Here is a 21240-nt window from a genome sequence, read left to right as displayed (position 1 = left end):
CGCTACACTCACACAGTATGACGCAATGTGCAGACCCGGTGAGAGGTTTTCATCGTTTCTCCCGTGGGGTCCTCAATATTTTTCTTACACCGTGGATTTGCCTGCGCGTGCGCGGTGAAGAAAATCTTCCGCAATCGGGTGGATATGTACTGGCATGTTCGCATACCTCCCCTTTAGATGGAATTTTAGCTTTTTGGTATATGGCTCGCCGCGGGGTGCCACTGCGTATTATGGCTAAAGCCGAACTCTTTCGCCTTCCTGTCGTGGGGGCGATTTTTCGTGCGCTTCACTTGGTTCCTGTTGATCGAAAAGCACAGAACCGTTCAGATGCTTTAGCGCCCGTATGTCGTGCTATTGATGAAGGCCAATGCGTTGCTATTTACCCTGAAGGCACTTTTACTGAGGACCCTGACGTGTGGCCGATGCGCTTAAAAACAGGTGTTGCACGTGTAGCTTTGGATACGCGAGCACCGGTTATTCCTTTGGCGTCGTGGGGCGCGCACATGATTATGTCCTCTGGAAGGATTGTTGACCTACGACCTGCGCGGACAGTGAATTTTCTTATAGGCGAGGCAGTAGACCTCAGTGACCTGTACTCCGAGCTCGGATCAGCCGACAGGAAAGCTGTTGAAGAAGCAAATCGCCGTATCTACCGTGCTCTCTGTGAAGGTCTAGCGCAGTTGCGCGCTGAAAATCCGCCTGAAAATATGTGGTGGGATCCGCGAGAAGAACGCAGAATCCCCCTCATTTCTTCAGATCAATGACAATGCGTGTTGGTTGTGTCAAAACGGCAATTTGATGTGGGCGTTGTGAGTCCAAGCCCAAAGCAATATGCGTATGTGATTCAAAAGTGCCGTCAACAGCAACAGTGACACCGTTTGACGTGAATGTGCGAGGTCCTGAATAGTATTGCGCTTGCTGTGCCTGGTCGATAGGCATAACGGTATTTGTGAGGACAACGTCAAGAATTGCGGGATCTTTCAGAGGCAAAGGCATGCCGCGACCCTGCTCATGAGCCTGAGTAACCCATTGAAGCATCCAACCCGTATCGCCTTCACCTGCAAATTCAATGACAACACGATCAAAACCCTCATGGTGACCAACACGTACATCATGGAGAACTAAAGAGCTTTCGTGGTCACTTACTTCTCGTGAATCTGCCAGAGGCTTCCAGTCATTGCTAGCAATAGGGGAAGCGTCGGCTTCTGAGTGAATAGATTGCGCACCAGAAGCACCACTTTGCAGCAAAGATGCTGATGATTGTGTGGCAGAAGTCGAAGTAGCTGCTGAGGAAACTACGTCCTGTGCTGACTGTGAATGTGAGCAACCGGCAAGGGACAACGCAAAGAAAGATACGGCGGATGCTGCAACGAAGCAGCGCAGTGAACGTGACATTCTGTAAGCCTTTCTGCTGTTTGGTCTTAACCCTCGTAGTCTCAGAAACTGTGAACAATATTCACTCAGAACAAGTAGCACTCTGAAGACGTGAAACTCAGGGGACACCCTTTCTTTTCATCCTAGCGGAAGGAAACCATCATGTAAGGGGCAGGGAAGGTTATGCGATAGTTTTTGATCTATTAACGCACTTGAAAACAGTGAGTATGTCCCAGAGGGTATCTGTTGTCCTCGTGTATTTGTGTAACGCGTTAGCATATTTTTGGCATATCGGGTGAATTTCGTGAGCTTTTTCGTTCCCGCCTGCGCATGTGCCTTTAAGATTTCGCAGTCTTCAAGGGACACCATGAGGAAGTGAAGTAAGAACTTTGGCTATGCGGCATAGGATGAGGGGTATGAGTGATTTTCAACGTCCACGTGTCCTTGTCGTTATGGGAGGGCGCTCCAGTGAACATGAGATTTCATGTGCAACTGCTGCCGGTATTCTTCGTGCAATAGATCGAACAATGTGGGATGTTATTCCGATAGGTATTACCCCTGATGGGCAGTGGGTGCGTGTAGCGGATGACCCTCAAGCTTTAGAATTTCATGAAGGGCGTGGGCAATCTATTCAGGCCTCTGAATCTTCAGTGATGCTCGTGCCGGGGACTCGTCGCCTTATTGAAGTGACACGCAGCAAAGATGGGATGCAGGTAAGTGACCTCGGTAATGTTGACGTGGTTTTCCCATTACTGCATGGTCCGTATGGTGAGGATGGCACAATTCAAGGGCTTTTTGAAATGTCCGGTGTGCCCTACGTGGGATGCGGGGTAAATTCCAGCGCCATTTCAATGGATAAGCATTTAACAAAAACAGTGCTCGCTGCGGCTGGTATTGATGTGGGGCGTTGGGAATTAGTGACAATGCGCCAATGGAATGAGGATCCTCACGAATGTAGCAAACGTATTGATGCTTTAGGATATCCGGTCTTTGTGAAACCTTGCCGAGCTGGTTCTTCTATCGGTATTACGCGAGTGGATAAGCCAGCGGACCTTGCTGCCGCAATAAAAGAAGCGGGAAATAACGACCCGCGTATTATTGTGGAGGCGCGTACTCCTGGTCGTGAAATCGAATGTGGCGTACTAGCGCGCTCATGGGGGAGTGCCCCTCAAGCGTCACCACTTGGTGAAATAGTTGTCCCAGAAGGCCAGTTCTACGACTTTGCGTTGAAGTATTTTGATACAGAAGGCGTGTCTTTAACATGTCCGGCAGATGTGGAACCGCAGGTAGCTGAACGTATCCAAGAAATCGCTGTTCGCGCATTTGACACATTGGAATGTGAAGGCCTTGCGCGTGTGGATTTCTTTTATGACCCGCAGACAGGCTCTATTGTTGTGAATGAAGTGAATACCATGCCAGGTTTCACACCTTTTTCCATGTACCCGCACATGTGGGCAAAAGCAGGTATTGATTACACTCAGCTACTCAACGAGGTGCTGAATGAGGCGCTTTCGCGTCCGTCAGGTCTGCGTTAGCGCATTTTTGTCTTGAATATCCGGTAACGTGGAGCCATGACGAAGCCTAAGGTCACTTTAGTAACTGCAGCCGATATGCCTCATCTTTATCGTGGTGAGGAGGGCTTGCTTGATGCATTAGCTCAGAGGGGGCTTGACCCTGCTATTCGCGTGTGGAATGACCCTGATACGGATTGGACAGATGCAGGGATGTGCGTTGTCCGTTCAGTAACGGATTACGCGAAAGACCGTGATTCTTTCTTACGATGGGCGCGTAGTGTTCCACGTATTTTGAATCATTCAGATATTTTGGACTGGAACACAGATAAACGGTATTTAGCCGCTTTAGCTGATCGTGGCCTACCAACGATCCCCACATCATGGCTTGATCCTGCTCATAAGCTGTCGAAACATCAGATCCACACTCGTTTCCCGGCTTTCGGTGATTTCGTTGTGAAACCGTCAGTGTCGTCGGGAGTGCGTGACATTGGGCGTTACAGTTCTATTGACACGTATCAGCGTCAAGCAGCTATTGCGCAGACGATGGATTTATTGAATCACGGGCGCTCTGTTATGGTGCAACGTTATCTTGAAGAAATTGATGTGCATGGCGAGATTTCTTTGGTCTTTTTTAATGGTTTGGTGTCTCATGCTGTTGAAAAAAGACCGGCTTTGCACCCTGCGTCTGTTACTGATCCGTCGCGTCATGAGGCTGTGGTGACTGCTCAGAGCGCCGATAGTATTGCGTGGAAGTGGGGTGAAGAAATCCGTCAGGTACTTCATGGCTATGTGCGTTCGCGTATGGGGCGTGATGAGCAGTTCCTATTTAACCGAGTGGATGTGGTTCCTGATGGGAAAGGTTCTTTCCACGTGATGGAAGTGTCTCTGGTTGATGCGGATTTGTATTTGACGGCCACACCGCAAGCTTTGGATAATTTTGCAGACGCTATTGCTATGCGTGCTTTTTGGTGAACCTGCTACTTGAGGGTGCGAAAATAAGGAAAATATCGGCATAAAGTGTCGCAATGTATAAAAGAGTGTCCTATGCCACCTAAGAATGGCTTGTGTCGATTTTTCGCTCAGCGCTCCCTCTGGTAAAGTTTTCTTCGTTGCGTTTCGTACGCAGCGGTGGTGGCTGTAGTTCAGCTGGTAGAGCACCTGGTTGTGGTCCAGGACGTCGCGGGTTCGAGTCCCGTCAGCCACCCCATAGGATTTGGTTACCTTTGGATTTATTTTATTTTCCTTTCTTTTCGGTTTAGTTCATTGTTTTTACTTATATGTGACATGTGTTAACGGGAATGTCATGATCGTGAATATGGCCTTGTGGTGTAGACAGTTGAAAAGCCATTGATCTTACTTCGTATTTCACGGATATACCTCACAGATAATCCATGTTTCCACAACAATCAGACAGGTGAACACAGGTTATGTTGACGCCACTAAACACTTTAACCTCATCGCCACGGGGATACATTAGGGTGCGCGGAGCACGCGAAAATAACCTACGCAATGTGGATGTGGATATTCCCAAAGGTAAACTCACCGTATTTACTGGTGTTTCAGGCTCAGGTAAGTCTTCATTAGTTTTTGACACTATTGCCGCTGAATCTGAACGTTTACTGAATGAAACACATTCAGCTTTCATTCAGGGGTTTCTGCGCACACCTGTGCGTCCCGATGCGGATAAGATTCACGGAATTACAGCCTCCATTACCGTTGGGCAAGAGACGATGGGAGCAAATCCTCGTTCCACCGTGGGGACAGCAACAGATGTGGATGCAATGCTGCGTCTTCTCTTTTCTCAATGTGCTTTCCCGCATATTGGTGGCCCTCAGGCCTACTCTTTCAACATTCCGACAGTAACTGGTGCTGGGACTGTGAAAGTGGAAAAGGGAACGCGTACTTTGACAGAAAAGAAAACTTTCACTCAGGTAGGCGGTATGTGCCCGACCTGTGAGGGGCGTGGCACAGTATCGGATCTCGACATGGAACAGATCATCAACAAGGAACTGTCATTAGAGGAGGGCGCTATCCTTGTCCCCGGATATAAAGTGGGCGGATGGGCTGTGCGTCAATTCAGTGAATCTGGATTCTTCCCCTCTGATAAACCCGTGTCAACTTTCACGAAACAGCAAATGGAAACCCTTTTATACTCTGATCCGAAAAAAATTGAAATTGCCGGTATTCGTATGACCTATGAGGGTCTGATCCCAAAAATACGTAAATCTATCTTGTCGAAAGACATTGAAGCCTTACAACCGTATATGCGTGCTTTTGTGGAAAGAACTGCCACATTCTCCCTGTGCCCCCAGTGTGAGGGAACGCGGCTCACACAAGCGGCTCGAAGCTCCTACATTCAAGACAAATCAATAGCTGATTTAAGCGCCATGGAAATACGTGACCTTGCCCAGTGGATTGCTGCGATTGATGATGATGCTATTCAGCCTCTATTAGAAAACGTCGCCTTAGTACTGCAATCAATGCTGCGCGTGGGGCTGGGCTATTTGTCGTTAAACCGGGCGACGAGCACCTTGTCAGGTGGTGAAGCACAACGTATTCGCATGGTGCGGCACCTAGGGTCAGCTCTTTCAGATGTGACATATATTTTTGACGAACCGACAAGCGGCCTGCACCCGCATGATGTCGAACAAATACATCAGCTTTTAATGGAACTGCGTGACAAAGGTAATACAGTCCTTGTTGTGGAGCATGATCCTGAAACCGTTGTTTTAGCTGATTATGTGATTGATATGGGCCCAGGTGCCGGTGAAAAAGGTGGGCAGATTATTTTTTCTGGCACTCCCAATGAACTACGTCTTGCTGATACGCCTACAGGACGGGGCCTGTCATCTTCTGTCAGTCTGAAGGAAACCGCTGCTATTCGTACACCACGCGGTAGCATCCAGATCCGCGGAGCGAATGTACACAATCTGCGTAATGTGGATGTAGATGTGCCACTAGGAGTTTTGTGTGTGGTTACTGGGCTTTCTGGTTCTGGTAAGTCCTCCCTTATTCCAGGTTCCTTCCCGAAAGGAACACAGGCTACTGTGGTGGATCAAAGCGCTATCAAAGGATCATCGCGTTCTAATCCTGCGACGTGGACGGGCATATTAGAGCTGATCCGTAAAGCTTTCGCTAAAGAAAATGGCGTAAAACCTGCACTTTTTAGTGCAAATTCTGAGGGTGCATGCCCGAACTGTCAGGGCTTAGGGGTGATACGTACAGAATTAGGTTTCATGGAAACAGTGACAACTCCCTGCGAAATATGCGAAGGACGTCGTTTTGATGATTCCGTTGTGCAATACACTCTGGGTGGTTTAAGTATCGTGGATGTCCTTGGACTGTCAGCGCATGACGCTGCACAATATTTTGCTCGTCCAGAGGTGAAAATCCCTGCTGCGCAGAAAATATGTGAGGCTATGTGCGCGGTTGGCTTGGGCTACTTACCGCTGGGCCAGCCTTTGAATACGCTGTCCGGTGGGGAACGCCAACGCCTGAAATTAGCTGTGCATATGCTGGACCCTCAGGTTTCTCTGATGATTCTTGACGAACCAACAACAGGTTTACATATGCAAGACATTACCCAGATTCTCACCCTGATGGATACTCTGGTGGATAGCGGTAAATCAGTGATCGTGGTGGAACATAATGTTGCTGTGATGGCTCATGCTGACTGGATTATTGATATGGGTCCAGGGGCTGGTTCCGATGGCGGTCAGGTGGTTTTTGAAGGAACACCCATGCAGATGCTTGCTGATGTTGCGGCGGGCTGCGGGACGCTGACAGGGAAATATATTGCTCAAGCCTTAGGGCATAGGCGCTCAATCAAGGATTGATACATAAATCAGGCTTTTTATATGCGTTCGGGGGTGCTTTTGTTGAAGCACCCCCACTGCTAGCGCATGGTGATCTGTCTAAGAAGTAGTGCAGATCTAACCGAATAGTTACCCAATTTTTCGGATATGCCCACGTGGACTCATAACGAATCCGAGAATCATGGTGACAATTGTGGCAATTCCAAGCAGGTAATACCCCGAGGAAAAAAGCGGAATGTTGAGTGTTTGTTCAAGTGTGAGCAATGAGTAGCATGTGATGCCTGCTCCTATGGATGTAATACACAGAGGGATTGCCGCAAGATAGGCAAAGAAAAGTCCAAGAGGAGAACTAATAAAACGCGGAATCAAACACAGCAGGCGTGAGGCAGCATCTGCCGTGATAACTGTCAGTACAGCAAGTAAGAGCTGGGAGGGCAGGGAGATCTCATGCGAGAGATCAAAAGGACCATGCTTTTCAAAGTAATGCAGGGGCAAGATAGCAATGAGTGTGATTCCGAGCAGGAAAAGTGTGCTGATATAGGATGCGCCTACTGCTTTCCAGCGGCTAAGGCCAGATGTCATGATTTCACGCATATTCGAGGTAGCGAATATGTAGGTCATGATGAAGGTTGAAATGGAAGCAATGAGGATCCACGATTCTGTAAGAAATACCTGTGGAGGAGTGCGCAGAATGAAAGAAAAACTCAAGTTGATGGCTAGTTGAATGAAGGGGATGCCCGCAGCTATCCCAATGATGGGTAGTACATGAGATTTCATGTGAACTAAAGTGAGCCGCATAAAGTGAGTGTTTTGCTGTGCTGCTGGGGAATGAGAAGTCATCATTAGGCGTCCTTGTGGATAAGAGAAAGGAATGTGTCTTGTAGTGATGCGTAGCGCGCAAGTAGGCCGAAAGATTCAGCTATGACAGGGGTGAGGTCGCATGTGCGTAGGTCAATTGTGATTTCCTGTGTAGGCCCAAGTGTGCGTTCAGATAACACGTGAATGTCAGGGTGGTGTGCAAGGAGATCAGTGACTGCCTGAATTGATCCGGTGAGAACTAGCGTGCGGTGTTGTAGATCCTCGGTGCTTTCTTCAGTAAGAATGTGCCCATTGCGCATGATGATGATGTTGTTTGTGAGGTTTTCCAACTCAGAAACCATATGCGAGGAAATAAGGAATTTTCGTTCGGGATGTTTTCCTTCAATGATGTCAGCGTTGAGTTGCATGATTTCTTCGTAGAAAGCGTAGCGATGGGGAACATCAAGAGTTGCTTGGACCTCGTCAAGTAAAGTCAGAGGTGCTCCGGAAGCTAAGGCGAGGGCACCGCTGAAAATGGCGCTTTGCCCAGATGAAACTTTACCGAGTGCTTTGCGTGAAACTGTGATGTCAAAACGTTTCAGGTAATGGGTGAAAAGTTTTTCATTCCAGGTGGGTCGGCATCGTGCGTAACCGAGGAGGTCTTTCATATGTGCGAGTGTGAATTCTCGTCCGCTGTTTCCTAGCGCGGTGAGTGCGGTGAGTTCTGCGCTGGTAAGTTCTTGTCCGTTATATGTGATGCGACCTTCTTGGATGGGGAGGAAGCCTGTTAAAACTTCCATAAGAGTGCTTTTACCGCACCCGTTGGGTCCGATAAGACCAGTGACAGAGTTGGGTGATAGTGTGCATGTGATTTCACGTAGTGCGTGTGTTTTTCTTGCATAAGTATGACTGAGAGATTCAATGTGGATCATGAGTTTTCTCTTTCATGAGGGGAGTTGTTTGCGTTTACGAGGGCTGTGATGTCATGCAGTGTGAGTCCGAGTGCAAGTCCTGCGTCAATAGCAGGTTTGAGGACATCAGTGAAGTATCTTTCGCGCCTGCTTGCTAGAAGGGCCTGTTGTGCGCCGGCGCGTACAAACATACCGATACCTCGACGTTTTTCTACAAGTCCTTCGCTCACGAGTTGCGTAAATGCTTTTCCTACGGTGGCGGGGTTGATGCGGTAAGTTGTGGAATATTCGGTTGTTGACATCAGTTGGTCGCCTTCAGTTAGTGCTCCACGGATGATGAGATTGCGGATTTCTTCGGCAATCTGCATGTAAATGGGGGTGGAGTCTGTGAAATGTTCTGTCATTTTCACCTCCTCGGAGTACAGCTAAGTTGCTTTATCGGTTAATTACATGACTAATTAACCATGTAGCCGTGAGAATGTCAAGTGTGCAGAGGAGAAACATACGGTTGCAGGCCAGTGAATATGAAAAGTGAGTATAAAAGTGGCGATAGTACCTGCAATTTTTGTCAATGGTGAGGGATCGTTTATTGCGATGCTTCGTGCGTCTTTGCTTGCCTGTGTTGGTATTTTTTTTTGAAGGCTTACTGTGATCGAATATCTGCGGTAACGACAAAGTTGCATCATGTGGAGTCTGAATCTCATCGCAGTTGTGCTGTGGAAAGTTTGGTTTCTCAAATTTTCGGAGTGAGTCTGAAAAGCTGCTGAGGATAGGAGTTTCTCATCATCAAAGTGTTAATCAGTGGCTTATTGGGGGTTATTGGCCAAAACGTATAGGCCGCTATTTTTATCAGTGAAATATTGCCTACATATGAAAAACAAAAATCTCAGGAAAAGTGTATTTCCTGAGATTTCATGGTCGGGGTGACAGGATTTGAACCTGCGACATCCTGCTCCCAAAGCAGGCGCGCTACCAAACTGCGCCACACCCCGATGCCGGAAAAGCATTACCCAGTTTACATCATGTGCTGCTGTGCTCCGAATTAAAAAACCTATTCCAAGAATGGCTATTCTCACATAGATCTATTCCGGTAGGTCATGCAGATGTGACCGCGCAACCAAATGCCTGCCCTGTATCGCCCACTTTCTGTATATACCCACAAAAGCAGCGCGTGTAGTGGTGATTATTTCTGAGGTATTTCCGTTTTCTTATAAGCAGAATAGGCGTAATTGCGTGTTTCTCTCATATCTTCCGGTACGGATTCGGCAGGTAGTTCGCGTACTTTTTCTTCGCTGCCAAGCTCAATTGCTGTGCGGTAATACCAAGTTTTGTAGATGAGCATAGCTTGAACGCGATGGAGTTCTTTAATCTGTTCGTCAAGTATTTTCTTTCGGTCACTCAAGAGCTGAAGGCGTTTATGTAAGGTGTCGTCTCCTTGCTCACACCAGTGAATAAATTGTTTTATTTCCTCAATAGACAGGCCAGATGACTTGAGGCAATCAATGACATGGAGGGTCGCAATCTCACGTTCACCAAATACTCGTTGCCCGCCAACTCGCTGCATACGTGGAAAGAAACCTTGTGAATCGTAATAACGTAAAGTAGAAACCGGTAATTGAAAACGCTGAGCAACTTCCCCAATTTTCAGACGCATACGTATTTGTTCTTTCATGCAGTTTTGTGCTTGAGCTAAAGCTCAGTTTAGCTTGCAGGCAACCTCAGGGTCAGTTTAGGTTCCGCCGGGGCGATTCCGCGAAAGAAAAGTTGTCACGTACACGCAGAGGGAAAAGAATACAAGGAAAAATTATTAAGAATCCGTTTGTCAGACATCAGACCACAAAGTTGATAGCATGAGTAAGCTTCTTGTTTTCATATGCAACGATGTAAAAGAAAACAAGGTCACCGTTGACCGAACTCTCCGTTTGAAGCTAAGTAAAAACAGAAGGAAGCACTCATGAAAAAGGAAAAATCAGGGTGTTGGTTCACAATGCGACGTCGAAAGACTGTCGTGATACTCGGGTCCCTACTGGCGATGACAGTATCGGCAATTTCCCCTGCTCTAGCGCAAGAACAACCGAGTCCCGCAACCATCACCCTCGAACTGGCGAATCCGCAACCACAAGGACACGTATGGATGGTAGGCGACTCAATGAGTTTTGATGTGCACGTCACAAATAACTCAGAAATGCAGAAAGTATTCGTTCCTACAGCCTCGAATCTGGAAAACTTTGCGGCCTGCCAACTCACCATCAACGCGCATGACAACGGTGTGTGCTCAAACCGAATGACTCACATACTCACCGCAGATGACGTGACAAATGGAGGATTTACCCCCACAATCACGTACACGATGAAAGAATCAACTGAATCATCTGAATCAGTTGCCCTACCAACAGCCCAAGGAAACACAACAGTTATTGATGTGGATTCCTACAGCGAAGCAACAATTGTTCCCACTCAACCCAAAGAAGTCTGGAACGTAGGGGACAGAATCAACTACACTGTGGCATTCCGTCAGTTCACAGGAACAACCCGCGGAATGCGGCCCGCAGAATCAAACCTCACGAACATTGACACATGTCGTTCAATGAGAACATCAGCAACATGGATCCAATGTATTGGGCACGCCTACCACATCGTCACCGAAGACGATTTAACACACGGAGGTTTCGCCCCATACGTGAGATACGCACTGTACCGTTCTGAAAATTACAACGGAACGACAACTCCTACGAATCTGACAGAAGGCTCCTCAGTGCCCGTGAAACCTATAGTCGTGAATTTCGTTGAAATGACACAAAAGCAACGGGGGGGGGGGGAAGCTCAAAGTAAATACGCGGTAGGGGATACGCTCTCATTTGATATCCGCTACGAAGCAACAGAAACATCCAACCCCCGTTCGGTGACATTCAAACCAGACGACAGCACCTTCACCGAAGAAGAACTCGCGACTTGTCGTGGGCAACTCGCCGACAATGAAAACAAAACCTGCACAGTGACGCACGCACTGACAACCGTTGACCTTGAAAGCGGTACATTTGTTCCATCACTCATGATGGAAGTACGTGTTGATGGAGAACTCTTCCAACAAGCAAAAATTGCCTCTACCCCCGTTTCGGTTCCTGGAACCTGGGATGAAGCAACAGCTGGTAGCTATGCAAATGCTGATCCTTCCCTTCCTGCTGAACGAGGCGAAGATCAAGTTCTTTCCGTCGGAAATACTCCAGCGGGTATGTACTACCGGATTCCATCACTGACAAAAGCGCCAAACGGTGACCTCCTTGCCGCCTATGATCGTCGGCCAGGATCCGCTGCTGACTCACCTAACCCGAACTCAATTGTTCAACGTCGTTCCACTGACGGCGGAAAAACCTGGGGAGTACAAACCGTTATCTCACAAGGACAAAGCGGGGCGCAGAAAAAAGGATACTCTGATCCTTCTTACGTTGTTGACTACGAAACAGGGAAAATCTTTAGCTTCCACGTGCTCTCATATGACAACGGTTTCTGGCAAGGAAACTATCGTCTCACCCAAGGTGTTATTGCAGAAAACGACCGTACAGCAATGCACCTCCATGTTGCAGAATCAACCGATAACGGGCACACATGGACTAGCCGCGACCTTACAAATATGGCTATCCGTGACCATGTGGGAACCCTCAAATCAGGTTTCGCAACATCAGGTAACGGCCTGCAAATCCAACACGGCCAATACAAAGGCCGCTTGGTTCAACCCTATGCTTTCCAACTGACACCAGCGGCTGGTAGCACTATTCACGCGGCTGCCCTGTACTCTGATGACCACGGTCAGACCTGGCAGCTCGGAAACTTAGCGCGTGTGGCTCAAGGAGTAAACCGTAACTTTGATGAAACAAAGATGGTTGAACTGAGTGACGGTAGCCTCATGATTAATTCGCGTTCACCAGGTGGAAACCGTCTGATCGCCACCTCACATGACGGTGGCCTGACGTGGACACCAGCAACACTGGAAACACAACTGACTGACCCAGTAAATAACGCGACGATTATTCGTGCTTTCCCCACGGCAACTGAAGGGACAGCGAAATCGAAAGTTCTTCTTTTCTCTAACACATTCAACGCGCGTGCTCGCACGAATGGTTCATTGTCAGTGAGCTGTGATAGTGGGACTACCTGGCTTGATGAAAACCGTCGTGAATACCGTTCTGGTTACACGGGCTACACGTCAATTGCAATCCAACCTGATGGTCGTATCGGTATTTTGTACGAAATGGATGGGAATGGTATTGGTTACACTAACGTGACGTTGAACTGGGTACGAGAAGGAATATGTGACCTCCCGACACTTACCCTCGCCTCCATTGCGGATAAGACCATGATCGAAGGTAGGCCTATTGACGCTATCCCATTGGAAGTTGCAGGAGGCGACGAAAAAGCCAATCGTGTTGTTGAAGTGAGTGGACTTCCTGAGGGATTGTCTTTTGACCAAGAAACGATGGCGATTTCTGGTACTCCGACTCACCTAGTGGAAAACGCTGAAGTGCAGGTGAGCGTCACCGATAAGGACGGCACAAATACACCTGCGCGTGCAACAACATCCTTTAGGATAAGCGTACTCCAGCAGGCTGCTCTGACCGGCCCGGAAAAACCTGTGAGCGTCGCCGAAAAAGCAGTAGCGCTGACAGGCTCTCACTTCGCGCCAAATGAGGAAGTAACCCTCAGACATGATGAGGCAATCGTGACAGAAAATGACACGGTTGTTGCTGATGAGAACGGGGAAATTCGTTTCACTGTTGATATTGCTGAGGGCGCGCAAACAGGAACGCATACCGTGACAGCTACAGGGGCCGTTTCGTCAAAGAATGCGAGTTTTGATCTTCGTGTTGTACCTCAGACAACTTTGAGACGAGCAGAGGGAGCTAATCTAAGCGTCAAGCCAGGTGCGGAATTGACGTTGAAAACCAGCGGATTTGAGCCGCGAGAAGCTGTGAACCTTACTCATGAGGCGCCGGTGTCCTTAGCATCAGTGGTTATACCGCTTTTCCGCTCAGTGGGTACTCCGACGGATGCTTTTGAGGGTCGGAACGGTTTTACCGCACTTGCAAATTCTGAGGGGGTCGCTGAATTCCGTTTACGGGTAAACTCGGATGCGCACCCAGGTGATTACGAATTTACTGCGACAGGAGCAACATCGGAACGAGCAGCAAATCTGATGCTGACAATTGAAACACCACCAGTAGAAGAAACACCTGATCCATCAACTGAGGAGACAACTTCAGAGGGCACGAGCGCTCCTGCGGTTGGCGATTCGAGTTCAGATGGACCGAGTGGCCCAGCAGCGGGTAATGAGTCTGCTTCGGAAGGTCCGACCGGTCCTGTGGCTGGTGAGTCGAGTTCAGATGGAGCAAGCGATTCTGCGGGCAGCACCTCAGGGGCGGAAGAAACAACGACTCCAACTGGCGATACAACAGTTGTTCCGCTCCCGCCTCATAAATCAGAAGAAGTAGAACAAACGGACAGCGATACGACGAAACAGAATGATTCGCGAAGCATTACAACACAGACTCGGATAAAAGGAAAACGTAATCTTGCGCGCACAGGCGCCTCTTTGGGAATACTTTTCCTTGCTGCACTGGGATGTGCCGGAATTGGTGTGGTAATCAAGAGAAAGGAAAACGCATAATCTGGCGTGACGCTTAGGCGTATAGGCCAAAGCCCATATGAAAAAGACCAGTGGAGGCTGGGAATAGGTCAAAGACCTAGCCTCCACTGGTTTTTATCAGCGCAACAGGGGGTGCCTCCTTAAAGGAGACGCGCGACATAAGCGGGACGCATGGTGCTAGATCACATCCTGGTGCTCTGATATATCAGTGCGATTCATCCTTGCTCGTCACAGCAGAACGTGCGGCCACCCGACGATGAAGCAATGAAATGAGAAGCGCGCTACCTACTAAAACGGCCGCGAAAAGATAGCCATAACGTGAGCCAGCGATGAAGCCCTGTGCTGGATCGCTGACAGAAAACACTCCGAAACCAAGAAGGCATGTTGCCAGAGCTGTTCCAACTGCGCCGATTACCTGCTGTAATGTATTAAGAATGGTTGAGCCATCGGATGCGCTTTGTCGAGGCAAACTCGCTAATGCTGCTGACTGTGCAGGCTGCTGAATGAATGGGATGCCCACCATGATGACGATGTGTGACATGACGAAAAAGAACATTGATGTGCTTGTTCCAATCATCATGAACATGACGATACCGATAAGTGTCATCACGCCACCGAAACGAATAAGGGGAGCAGATCCTAACGTGTCGTAAAGACGGCCCGCAGCAAATGAACACAGCGCGTTAACAACACCGGCAGGTAGCATCATGACACCCACATATGAGGAATCTAAAGCAAGTCCTCTTTGTAACTCCAAGGGGACAATGTACATACACACAAGAGTGCAGGCAAAAGACAAAGTAACAATGAGGGCAGGTGTCCTGAAATCACTGCGCATAAGCAATGAAATATCCATGATCGGATGATTGATACGTAATTGTCGCTGTGAATATAAAGCAATACTGGTGATACCTAAGATAATGAGCAGGATAACAAGGGGCGATAGTCCTTGCTCACTTATCAAAGAAACACCGCAAATAAGCGCTCCGAAACCGATGATCGATTCAGCAACGGATACTGCATCAACACTTTGTTTCATTTGCTGCAGGGGATTAACAAATCGTAGCGTTATCAACGCTAAAGCGAGTGCAGCAACAATTGCGAAAACAGCAAAAAGTGAACGCCATGAAAATACGCCAACGAGGATTCCTCCCAAGGTAGGGCCTATGACAGGTGCAAGCATGATTGTTAGGCCTGCAACTCCGTTCGCGGCTCCAATTCGGTGAGGAGGGAAAATGTGAATAATCGCAGAGAACAAAGTGGGCAAAATAATGCCAGTTCCAACGCCTTGGAGCATGCGCCCAGTTAATACCAGTGCAAATGTGGGAGCGCAGGTTGACAGAATCGCCCCAATGAGAGAAATAGCTAAAGCGCATTGAGCAACAACTTTGGCATTAAAAGATCGCAGAAGCAGCCCAACAAAAGGTAAGACGATGCCGATAGCGAGCATGTAGCCGACAATCATCCATTGAGCAACACCCGCGCTGATCCTAAAATCGTCCATCAAAGCGGGCAAGGCAATACTCATTGCTGTTTCAGAAAGCATCCCAAGAAAAGCGCCAAGGTAAAGTCCTGACATTGTCAAGTGAGGGCGAGCAAAATGGGGAAGTTCATGCTGTTTGTGGATAGGTGTGGCAGATGGTTCCTGCACAATTTTTGTCAAAGTGGACAAAAGAGCCTCTCTTAAAAATCAAATGGCGCCCAGTCCACTCCGTATCAGGTAAGGAGGCACCTTAGCCTTCCGGAACGGAACACTCGACAAATTTTTATCGTAGTGCTGACGCCAGCGTTACGATAACAGTTTTACGGATTGCTTCGTAAGTTCGAAAGATGTTGGAAATGTCTCGTCGTTATATGCGAGGACAGGTATTCAGATGCAGGGCTGTGAATTTCTTACTCGCGCTCCTCATCACTTCCGTTGAGCTGCATAACATAGTCACATTCTTTAGCCACATGTGGGTCGTGAGTAACAATGATGAGGGTTTTGTGGTGCTCATGTTGCAATTCAAGCATTTGCTCTAGGACTCGACCTGAGAGTTTCCGATCAAGGGCGCCGGTTGGTTCATCTGCAAGTATGAGGTTGCCAGGTTTGAGAATGCAGCGAGCTAAAGCTAGGCGTTGCTGTTCCCCTCCAGAAAGAGTGGATACTCGCTCATCTTTCACATGGTAAAGCCCGAGCTTTGCGAGGATTTCGTTGATACGTGCAGTTTTTTCCTCTTTGCTTATAGGAGCATAGTGGAGGCCCAGCATAGCGTTATCACGAGCAGTAAGGTCACTGATAAGCGCGTAAGACTGAAAAAGGTAGTTAATCTGTTTGCGCCTGAGTTTCGTTGCTGCAGTGGAGTTAATAGCGGGTAAAGGTTTACCTTCAAGCATAATGCTGCCCTGAGTGGGGGCTTCAAGCATACCGATGATATTGAGCAATGTGCTTTTCCCGCATCCAGAGGGTCCGGTGATTGCTAGGCTGGCCTCTGCAGGAACACGAAAGCTGAGATTGTCAATGACGATACGCTGACCAAAGATTTTGGTCAGGTTCTGCACGTTAAGAATGTCTGACATGATGATTATTCTTTCTGCTGAGGTATTTATGCTGATTTGATAAGGGAAACGATTCCTTCGAGGCTGGCTTTCTTTGCTTGATAGAAAAGTAGAAGCATTTGGAGGGCGCCAAAAATAAGGACAGTTGTTACTCCGCTTGTGCTCCGCAGAATGAAAGCGGTCAGTGTACATAAAATGCTGGTAGAAATAACGAGGAGAATTGGTGGTAGGAAAATATGCGTCAATGGATATCCCATGAGGCGTTTAACTGCGATGTGTTCTCGTTTAGAAAAGGCAAAAATCTTGACTAATGAGGAGATAATCACCAATTCAAGTAATGCGACAAGTGCTATGACTATTCCGAAAAGGCGGATAGTTTCGGTCAGAGTTTTCTGTAATCCGGCAATAAAGTCAGAAACCAGCAGGAATTGAGGATGATTGTCATCTAATCCGTATTTTGCCAAGTAGCGGGGGTCAAGGTATTTCTGTGTGGCTGTGCTATCGAGTTTTATATAACTGTTGTCGAGTCCTTCCGCCCAGAGGCTTTCTGATTCAAAAGGAGTCATGTTATCCGTTGTTGCCACTAAAATAACGGGATTTTTCACAGTATTTGGCAGGCTCGTATCTGTATTCCAGATGAAAATTTCATCTGAAACATGGTAGCGCTGGAAGACCAGTTGCTGATTCTTTGTGAAATCATTGCGAATGGGACTTTCGCGTTTTTGCAGCGAGAAATCCGTCAAGTAGCCTTCTACGGCTGAGCTATCAGCAGGGCTGAGGGTATCCGGCAGGAGGTATAGTCGCTTTCCTTGCATGGCTTGCTGCACAAGTTGTGGGTCAACTGTAATGCCGTGGTCTGTGAGGTAATTAGGGGAGGCGACGAGTTCCCAGAAAGAGGAATTGGGAACGTGAGGGTAGATCTGATCTTCGCGCCATCTTTCAAGTAAGTCGTCACTGTAGTAGTTTGTGTGAACGATGTACGCGCCTTTTTCTCCTTCAAAGGAACGGTACCAGTTATAGTATTCAACCGAATGTTCAGCTTCCTGCCCTGTAAAGGAGGCGGTATTATTACCAATTTGTTCTTTGTACAAGATTGCGAGATCAGAATGTTCCGCCCAGCGTTGTTGAACTTCACGTATATGGGTTACTTCATATAAAGGGCCATCAAGATAAAACATTGCGTAAACGACAGTGCCTGAAGAAAGTACGTAGAAAATAAGCAGGCAGGTAGCCATAATTTTTGACGAAACACGGTTTCGTATCGCGCCCACGGGACTTACCTGAAAAATGACGAGGGAAGCAAGCGCTACCGCGGTTATTGTTAATCCAACTGCTGGGGTACCGGAAAGTAAAGCCTCAGTGATGAGGGCGGTAGTGTAGGTGAATCCTTCTAAACCATAAAGGTGAATCCCGCAGGAAAGAAATATTCCACACAGGGAAACCGTGAGTAATGGGAAGAATACTTTGAGAACATAGCGTGTTCGTGACCAGCCCAGTAAAACGTGGACTCCAAGTAAGGATATATTTTGATATGTCACGAGGATACAGACAAATACGAGGGTGAACCAGGTGACAACGACTGCTCCTAAAGCAATGCTGGTAAGTAAGCTGTCGTAGACGTATTTACCACTGAGTGGGGTGGTTATTGCGTGCGTGTCAGTGTCCAGTAGAGCAGCAAGATCTGTAGTGAGGGAGCGAAAGTCTTGGGGAGTAATTCCGATAATCCGATAGGTGCCGTTGACTGTTCCTGAGCTGTCCAGTAGATCAGTGAGTTTGATGCCGATGACTTTTGGTCCAGCAAATATTGAAGGTAGTGGAGAAATTTGATCGGCTTGTGATTGGTCAAGGCCTAAAGTGGCACCTTTATCTGCTTTGAGTAACAAGCCGATATTTTCCTTATGAAAAATTCTGGTACCTAAATATTCCAATTCCAGTGTTTGCGCATTTGTGTGTATGTCACCGTAAAAGCCGAAACGGTATCCAGCGGAATCACCGTCATTAGTGAGTAGCATGTCGCCGCGGATAATGAAGCCGTTATGCGCATCTACTTCTTGCAATATGGTTGATATTGCTGACTGTGCTTTATCTTCGGGAACTTGGTGTAGGTATATGACAGTCCCATTGTGTCCGTATTGATCGAGGGTATGTAAAAAACTGTCGCCGGTAGTTGTAATGGAAATTAAACCAAAGAGAGCGCTAGATAAAAGGGTTAAAATAAAAGTGAATAAGCGCAGAATTTTACCCATAAGAATTCACCACCGCTTTTCGTTTACTTCAATGAATGTGTACGAGCATGGGTAAGGATTAGCGGCAATCCCAGTATGCGCTTGCAGGTGATGCGCCTATGTACTGCTTGGCATATGCGCGAACTCCAGGTTTTTTCCATCCGGATGTTGTGCTATTGGCGGTGGCAGCGTGTTCAAAATATTTTGTATTTACGTCAGAGTAGCTGTAAATAAGCAGTGTGCGACCGTGGTCCCAGTTTACGGCTAGTCCTTTGTAGTACACTACCTCAGCATGGGCTATGCCTATGCTGCCGGTGAGAACGATGAGTGACAGTAATACTGCTGCACTTGTTTTCTTTACTTTATGAAACATGGGTCTTTCCCTTCGTTGGGTAAAGCGGTGGCAAATCTTATGAGTCTTGGGGTACATCTTTGTTGGAGCAATGGGTATCCCAAGACTCAATCTACAATGCGCAGAAATCGCTCGCAAGCGCTTTTTCAAATTTTGTCTTATATTCCTTAAAAATTTTCCTATTGAATTGGTGATAATAGGACGGACGCCTATGTCACTGAAATTGTGCTTTTACGCTGATAAGCGCTGCTCGTGCTCATTGTCACTTCCGTTTCTGATCCTTGACCGTATCACCCATGAGGATGATGGCAGGAATACCAGCGATAATTGCGATGGCACTCGCATAAAAAGCAGGAGCAAGCACATGCCCGGTACTTTGGACAAGCCACGTGACCAAAGGCGGAGTCAATCCACCGAAAATTACAGTGGCAAGATTGTAGCCAATGGCCATTCCAGAATAACGACCTTGCGTGGGAAACTGCTCAGGAATAGCGCTCGCAGCAGCAGCACTCCACCCGGCAGCGGGAATTGCCAGTACAGCCACCGCTCCTGCAAGAATAAGAATATTCGGTGAGGTCAGCAGGCTATATCCGGGGATGGCCAGTGTAATAACTGCTACGAGCAACACTGTAAATGAGCGTCGCCTGCCAATAAGATCCGACAAAAGGCCAAAAAATGGTGTGACAAGGATTGCTGACACTGCCGCGATAATCCCGTAGTTGAGTGCCATCTGACTGTCACCAGAATCAACGGTTTCAATATAGGTCGGCAAGTAGGTAATGGTAAGGAAATAGGTCGCTGAACCGACGGTAGAAATAAGAAAAGTTACCAGCATTGAGCGTCGCTGATGTTGCAGAACATAGGTGAGTGGACCTTCTTTCTTACCGACAATTTCACTGCGCATTTCAGTTGCTTTTTTGTGCATGGCAGGACTTTCCACCATGAATTTACGTAAGGGCAGCATGATGGCAGCAAGTATCGCTCCACATATGAAAGGAATACGCCACGCCCACGTATTAAGAGCAGCAGAACCTACGATGGAAGTTGTAATCGCAGATGAGCCAACTGCTAGCAAAGCACCAATTTCTGAATTAGCAGCTGCCCAGCTAGCGGTTAAAGCACGCCGATGAGGACGAGCGCTTTCCATCAGGTACACCATGATTCCGGTGTACTCTGCCCCCACCGAAAAACCTGCGAGAGCACGCAAAAGAAAGACCGCTACACCACCCCAAATTCCTATAGTGTCATATCCAGGCATCAAAGCAATGCCAAGCATAGAAAGCGACATTAACCCCGCTGAAATCACTAACGAGACAGTACGGCCTTTCGCGTCCCCGATATGCCCAAAAACAACCGCGCCCAACGGACGAAAAAGGAAACCCACTGAACCGGTCCCTAACACAATGAGCAGGGAAGAATCCATTTCTGGATAGAAAGTATGACTCAAAGACATTGCAAGATAGAAAAAGAGCGAATAATCAAACCACTCAATGATGGTGCCGCTGGCGGCAATAAACATGGAAAGGCTGCGTTTACTGTATTCGGTCCTCATGATACGTTCTCCACAAGTGAGGGGCGGGGCAAAGAGTCGAGTTTTTCGCGCTCGCCCGTGCCAAGTACGGCGAAGAACTGCTCTAGTGTATGGAGCGACAAGCTTTGCACACGGAAAAAATATGCTGCAATAATCTTTGTTTCCTCCGATAGTGAATTATTGGCAATAATCCATATAAGGAATCGTGTCATGACAAGTGAGGTCAAGAGGAGCAGCATATTACTTTCCACGAAAAGTAATTTAGCATCCAGTCGAATGTGATGCTTCATTAATATATTGCTTCTCACTTCTTCAATATTTACATTTTCTGGCGATGTGACGTTTCAGATCAGAATGCGAAAACTTGAAATCTAATTATTGTACGCTTTTTGATCTTTCACATAATATTTGTGAATTTTTGTTCATTACGATGGCTTATGAGCTGAAACTTTCAGTTATTTCCTCAAATCCTTGGTGGCAGGCCAAAATTTACCCGGTGGCAATATCATTGCTGCCTGTTTGAAAAACGGCAGCAATTTTC

General features: G+C 47.6%; 16 protein-coding genes and 2 tRNA genes. 6 read left to right on the top strand and 12 right to left on the bottom strand.

The window, feature by feature from the left end; genetic code table 11:
* Positions 1-17: 17 nt before the first annotated feature.
* Positions 18-764: a lysophospholipid acyltransferase family protein gene (locus LRP54_RS00160; protein ID WP_231234557.1), complete on the top strand. Its 747-nt coding sequence runs from the start codon at positions 18-20 to the stop codon at positions 762-764.
* Here LRP54_RS00160 and LRP54_RS00155 read toward each other — a convergent pair.
* Positions 745-1395: an AMIN-like domain-containing (lipo)protein gene (locus tag LRP54_RS00155; protein WP_231234556.1), complete on the bottom strand. Its 651-nt coding sequence runs from the start codon at positions 1393-1395 to the stop codon at positions 745-747. The genes LRP54_RS00160 and LRP54_RS00155 overlap by 20 nt on opposite strands.
* A 395-nt stretch (positions 1396-1790) precedes the next feature.
* Here LRP54_RS00155 and LRP54_RS00150 point away from each other — a divergent pair, with 395 nt between their 5' ends.
* The 4 genes from LRP54_RS00150 (at position 1791) to LRP54_RS00135 (ending at position 6724) form a co-directional block, all read left to right on the top strand.
* Entirely contained in the window at positions 1791-2909 is a 1119-nt protein-coding gene (locus tag LRP54_RS00150; RefSeq protein WP_231234555.1) for a D-alanine--D-alanine ligase family protein, read from the top strand.
* 36 nt (positions 2910-2945) lie between these two features.
* The gene (locus tag LRP54_RS00145; RefSeq protein ID WP_231205272.1) at positions 2946-3860 is read left to right on the top strand and encodes an ATP-grasp domain-containing protein; all 915 of its coding nucleotides are present in this window, start codon (positions 2946-2948) and stop codon (positions 3858-3860) included.
* Between the two features lie 159 nt (positions 3861-4019).
* Positions 4020-4095: transfer RNA gene (locus LRP54_RS00140), tRNA-His, on the top strand.
* A 271-nt stretch (positions 4096-4366) separates the two neighbouring features.
* Entirely contained in the window at positions 4367-6724 is a 2358-nt protein-coding gene (locus tag LRP54_RS00135) for an excinuclease ABC subunit UvrA (protein WP_231234554.1), read from the top strand.
* A gap of 108 nt (positions 6725-6832) precedes the next feature.
* Here LRP54_RS00135 and LRP54_RS00130 read toward each other — a convergent pair whose 3' ends face one another.
* From LRP54_RS00130 to LRP54_RS00110, 5 genes are all read right to left on the bottom strand, one after another.
* Positions 6833-7546 (bottom strand): hypothetical protein, encoded by a 714-nt coding sequence (locus tag LRP54_RS00130; RefSeq protein WP_231234553.1) that lies wholly within the window; start codon positions 7544-7546, stop codon positions 6833-6835.
* Positions 7546-8433 carry an ATP-binding cassette domain-containing protein gene (locus LRP54_RS00125; protein WP_231234552.1) on the bottom strand — a complete coding sequence of 296 codons (888 nt, stop codon included), beginning with the start codon at positions 8431-8433 and terminating at the stop codon, positions 7546-7548. Before LRP54_RS00125 ends, LRP54_RS00130 begins: the two co-directional genes overlap by 1 nt.
* Positions 8430-8816, bottom strand: coding sequence for a GntR family transcriptional regulator (locus LRP54_RS00120; RefSeq protein WP_231234551.1), 387 nt, complete (start codon positions 8814-8816; stop codon positions 8430-8432). Before LRP54_RS00120 ends, LRP54_RS00125 begins: the two co-directional genes overlap by 4 nt.
* Positions 8817-9327: 511 nt before the next feature.
* Positions 9328-9404 (bottom strand) — tRNA-Pro (locus tag LRP54_RS00115).
* Positions 9405-9595: 191 nt separating this feature from the next.
* Complete coding sequence (locus LRP54_RS00110) at positions 9596-10084, bottom strand: MerR family transcriptional regulator (RefSeq protein ID WP_231234550.1); 489 nt, start codon at positions 10082-10084, stop codon at positions 9596-9598.
* A 282-nt stretch (positions 10085-10366) separates the two neighbouring features.
* Between LRP54_RS00110 and LRP54_RS00105 the strand changes: the two genes are divergently transcribed.
* On the top strand, positions 10367-14074 hold the full coding sequence (locus tag LRP54_RS00105; RefSeq protein WP_231234549.1) for a sialidase family protein: 3708 nt from the start codon (positions 10367-10369) through the stop codon (positions 14072-14074).
* A gap of 184 nt (positions 14075-14258) precedes the next feature.
* Here the strand turns inward: LRP54_RS00105 and LRP54_RS00100 are convergent, their stop codons facing one another.
* From LRP54_RS00100 to LRP54_RS00075, 6 genes are all read right to left on the bottom strand, one after another.
* The gene (locus LRP54_RS00100; protein WP_231234548.1) at positions 14259-15725 is read right to left on the bottom strand and encodes an MFS transporter; all 1467 of its coding nucleotides are present in this window, start codon (positions 15723-15725) and stop codon (positions 14259-14261) included.
* Positions 15726-15946: 221 nt separating this feature from the next.
* Positions 15947-16612: an ABC transporter ATP-binding protein gene (locus tag LRP54_RS00095; protein ID WP_231234547.1), complete on the bottom strand. Its 666-nt coding sequence runs from the start codon at positions 16610-16612 to the stop codon at positions 15947-15949.
* Between the two features lie 26 nt (positions 16613-16638).
* A complete protein-coding gene (locus LRP54_RS00090) occupies positions 16639-18837 on the bottom strand; it encodes a hypothetical protein (RefSeq protein WP_231234546.1) in 2199 nt (732 codons plus the stop codon).
* A 58-nt stretch (positions 18838-18895) separates the two neighbouring features.
* Entirely contained in the window at positions 18896-19189 is a 294-nt protein-coding gene (locus LRP54_RS00085) for a hypothetical protein (protein WP_231234545.1), read from the bottom strand.
* Positions 19190-19430: 241 nt separating this feature from the next.
* Positions 19431-20720: an MFS transporter gene (locus LRP54_RS00080; RefSeq protein ID WP_231234544.1), complete on the bottom strand. Its 1290-nt coding sequence runs from the start codon at positions 20718-20720 to the stop codon at positions 19431-19433.
* On the bottom strand, positions 20717-20989 hold the full coding sequence (locus LRP54_RS00075) for a hypothetical protein (protein WP_231234543.1): 273 nt from the start codon (positions 20987-20989) through the stop codon (positions 20717-20719). The genes LRP54_RS00080 and LRP54_RS00075 overlap by 4 nt, the downstream gene beginning before the upstream one ends.
* Positions 20990-21240 lie beyond the last annotated feature (251 nt).

It is taken from the genome of Schaalia sp. lx-100, from assembly GCF_021083625.1.
Classification (GTDB): domain Bacteria; phylum Actinomycetota; class Actinomycetes; order Actinomycetales; family Actinomycetaceae; genus Pauljensenia.
The sequence above is the reverse complement of the archived record's forward strand: the minus strand, read 5'-3'. Positions and strand labels throughout refer to the sequence as shown.

Coding starts and splice junctions, on each gene's coding strand:
- LRP54_RS00075 (WP_231234543.1), bottom strand. CDS start 20,989: ATGAAGCATCACATTCGACTGGATGCTAAATTACTTTTCGTGGAAAGT.
- LRP54_RS00150 (WP_231234555.1), top strand. CDS start 1,791: ATGAGTGATTTTCAACGTCCACGTGTCCTTGTCGTTATGGGAGGGCGC.
- LRP54_RS00125 (WP_231234552.1), bottom strand. CDS start 8,433: ATGATCCACATTGAATCTCTCAGTCATACTTATGCAAGAAAAACACAC.
- LRP54_RS00110 (WP_231234550.1), bottom strand. CDS start 10,084: ATGAAAGAACAAATACGTATGCGTCTGAAAATTGGGGAAGTTGCTCAG.
- LRP54_RS00080 (WP_231234544.1), bottom strand. CDS start 20,720: ATGAGGACCGAATACAGTAAACGCAGCCTTTCCATGTTTATTGCCGCC.
- LRP54_RS00155 (WP_231234556.1), bottom strand. CDS start 1,395: ATGTCACGTTCACTGCGCTGCTTCGTTGCAGCATCCGCCGTATCTTTC.
- LRP54_RS00160 (WP_231234557.1), top strand. CDS start 18: ATGACGCAATGTGCAGACCCGGTGAGAGGTTTTCATCGTTTCTCCCGT.
- LRP54_RS00120 (WP_231234551.1), bottom strand. CDS start 8,816: ATGACAGAACATTTCACAGACTCCACCCCCATTTACATGCAGATTGCC.
- LRP54_RS00095 (WP_231234547.1), bottom strand. CDS start 16,612: ATGTCAGACATTCTTAACGTGCAGAACCTGACCAAAATCTTTGGTCAG.
- LRP54_RS00145 (WP_231205272.1), top strand. CDS start 2,946: ATGACGAAGCCTAAGGTCACTTTAGTAACTGCAGCCGATATGCCTCAT.
- LRP54_RS00105 (WP_231234549.1), top strand. CDS start 10,367: ATGAAAAAGGAAAAATCAGGGTGTTGGTTCACAATGCGACGTCGAAAG.
- LRP54_RS00085 (WP_231234545.1), bottom strand. CDS start 19,189: ATGTTTCATAAAGTAAAGAAAACAAGTGCAGCAGTATTACTGTCACTC.
- LRP54_RS00130 (WP_231234553.1), bottom strand. CDS start 7,546: ATGATGACTTCTCATTCCCCAGCAGCACAGCAAAACACTCACTTTATG.
- LRP54_RS00090 (WP_231234546.1), bottom strand. CDS start 18,837: ATGGGTAAAATTCTGCGCTTATTCACTTTTATTTTAACCCTTTTATCT.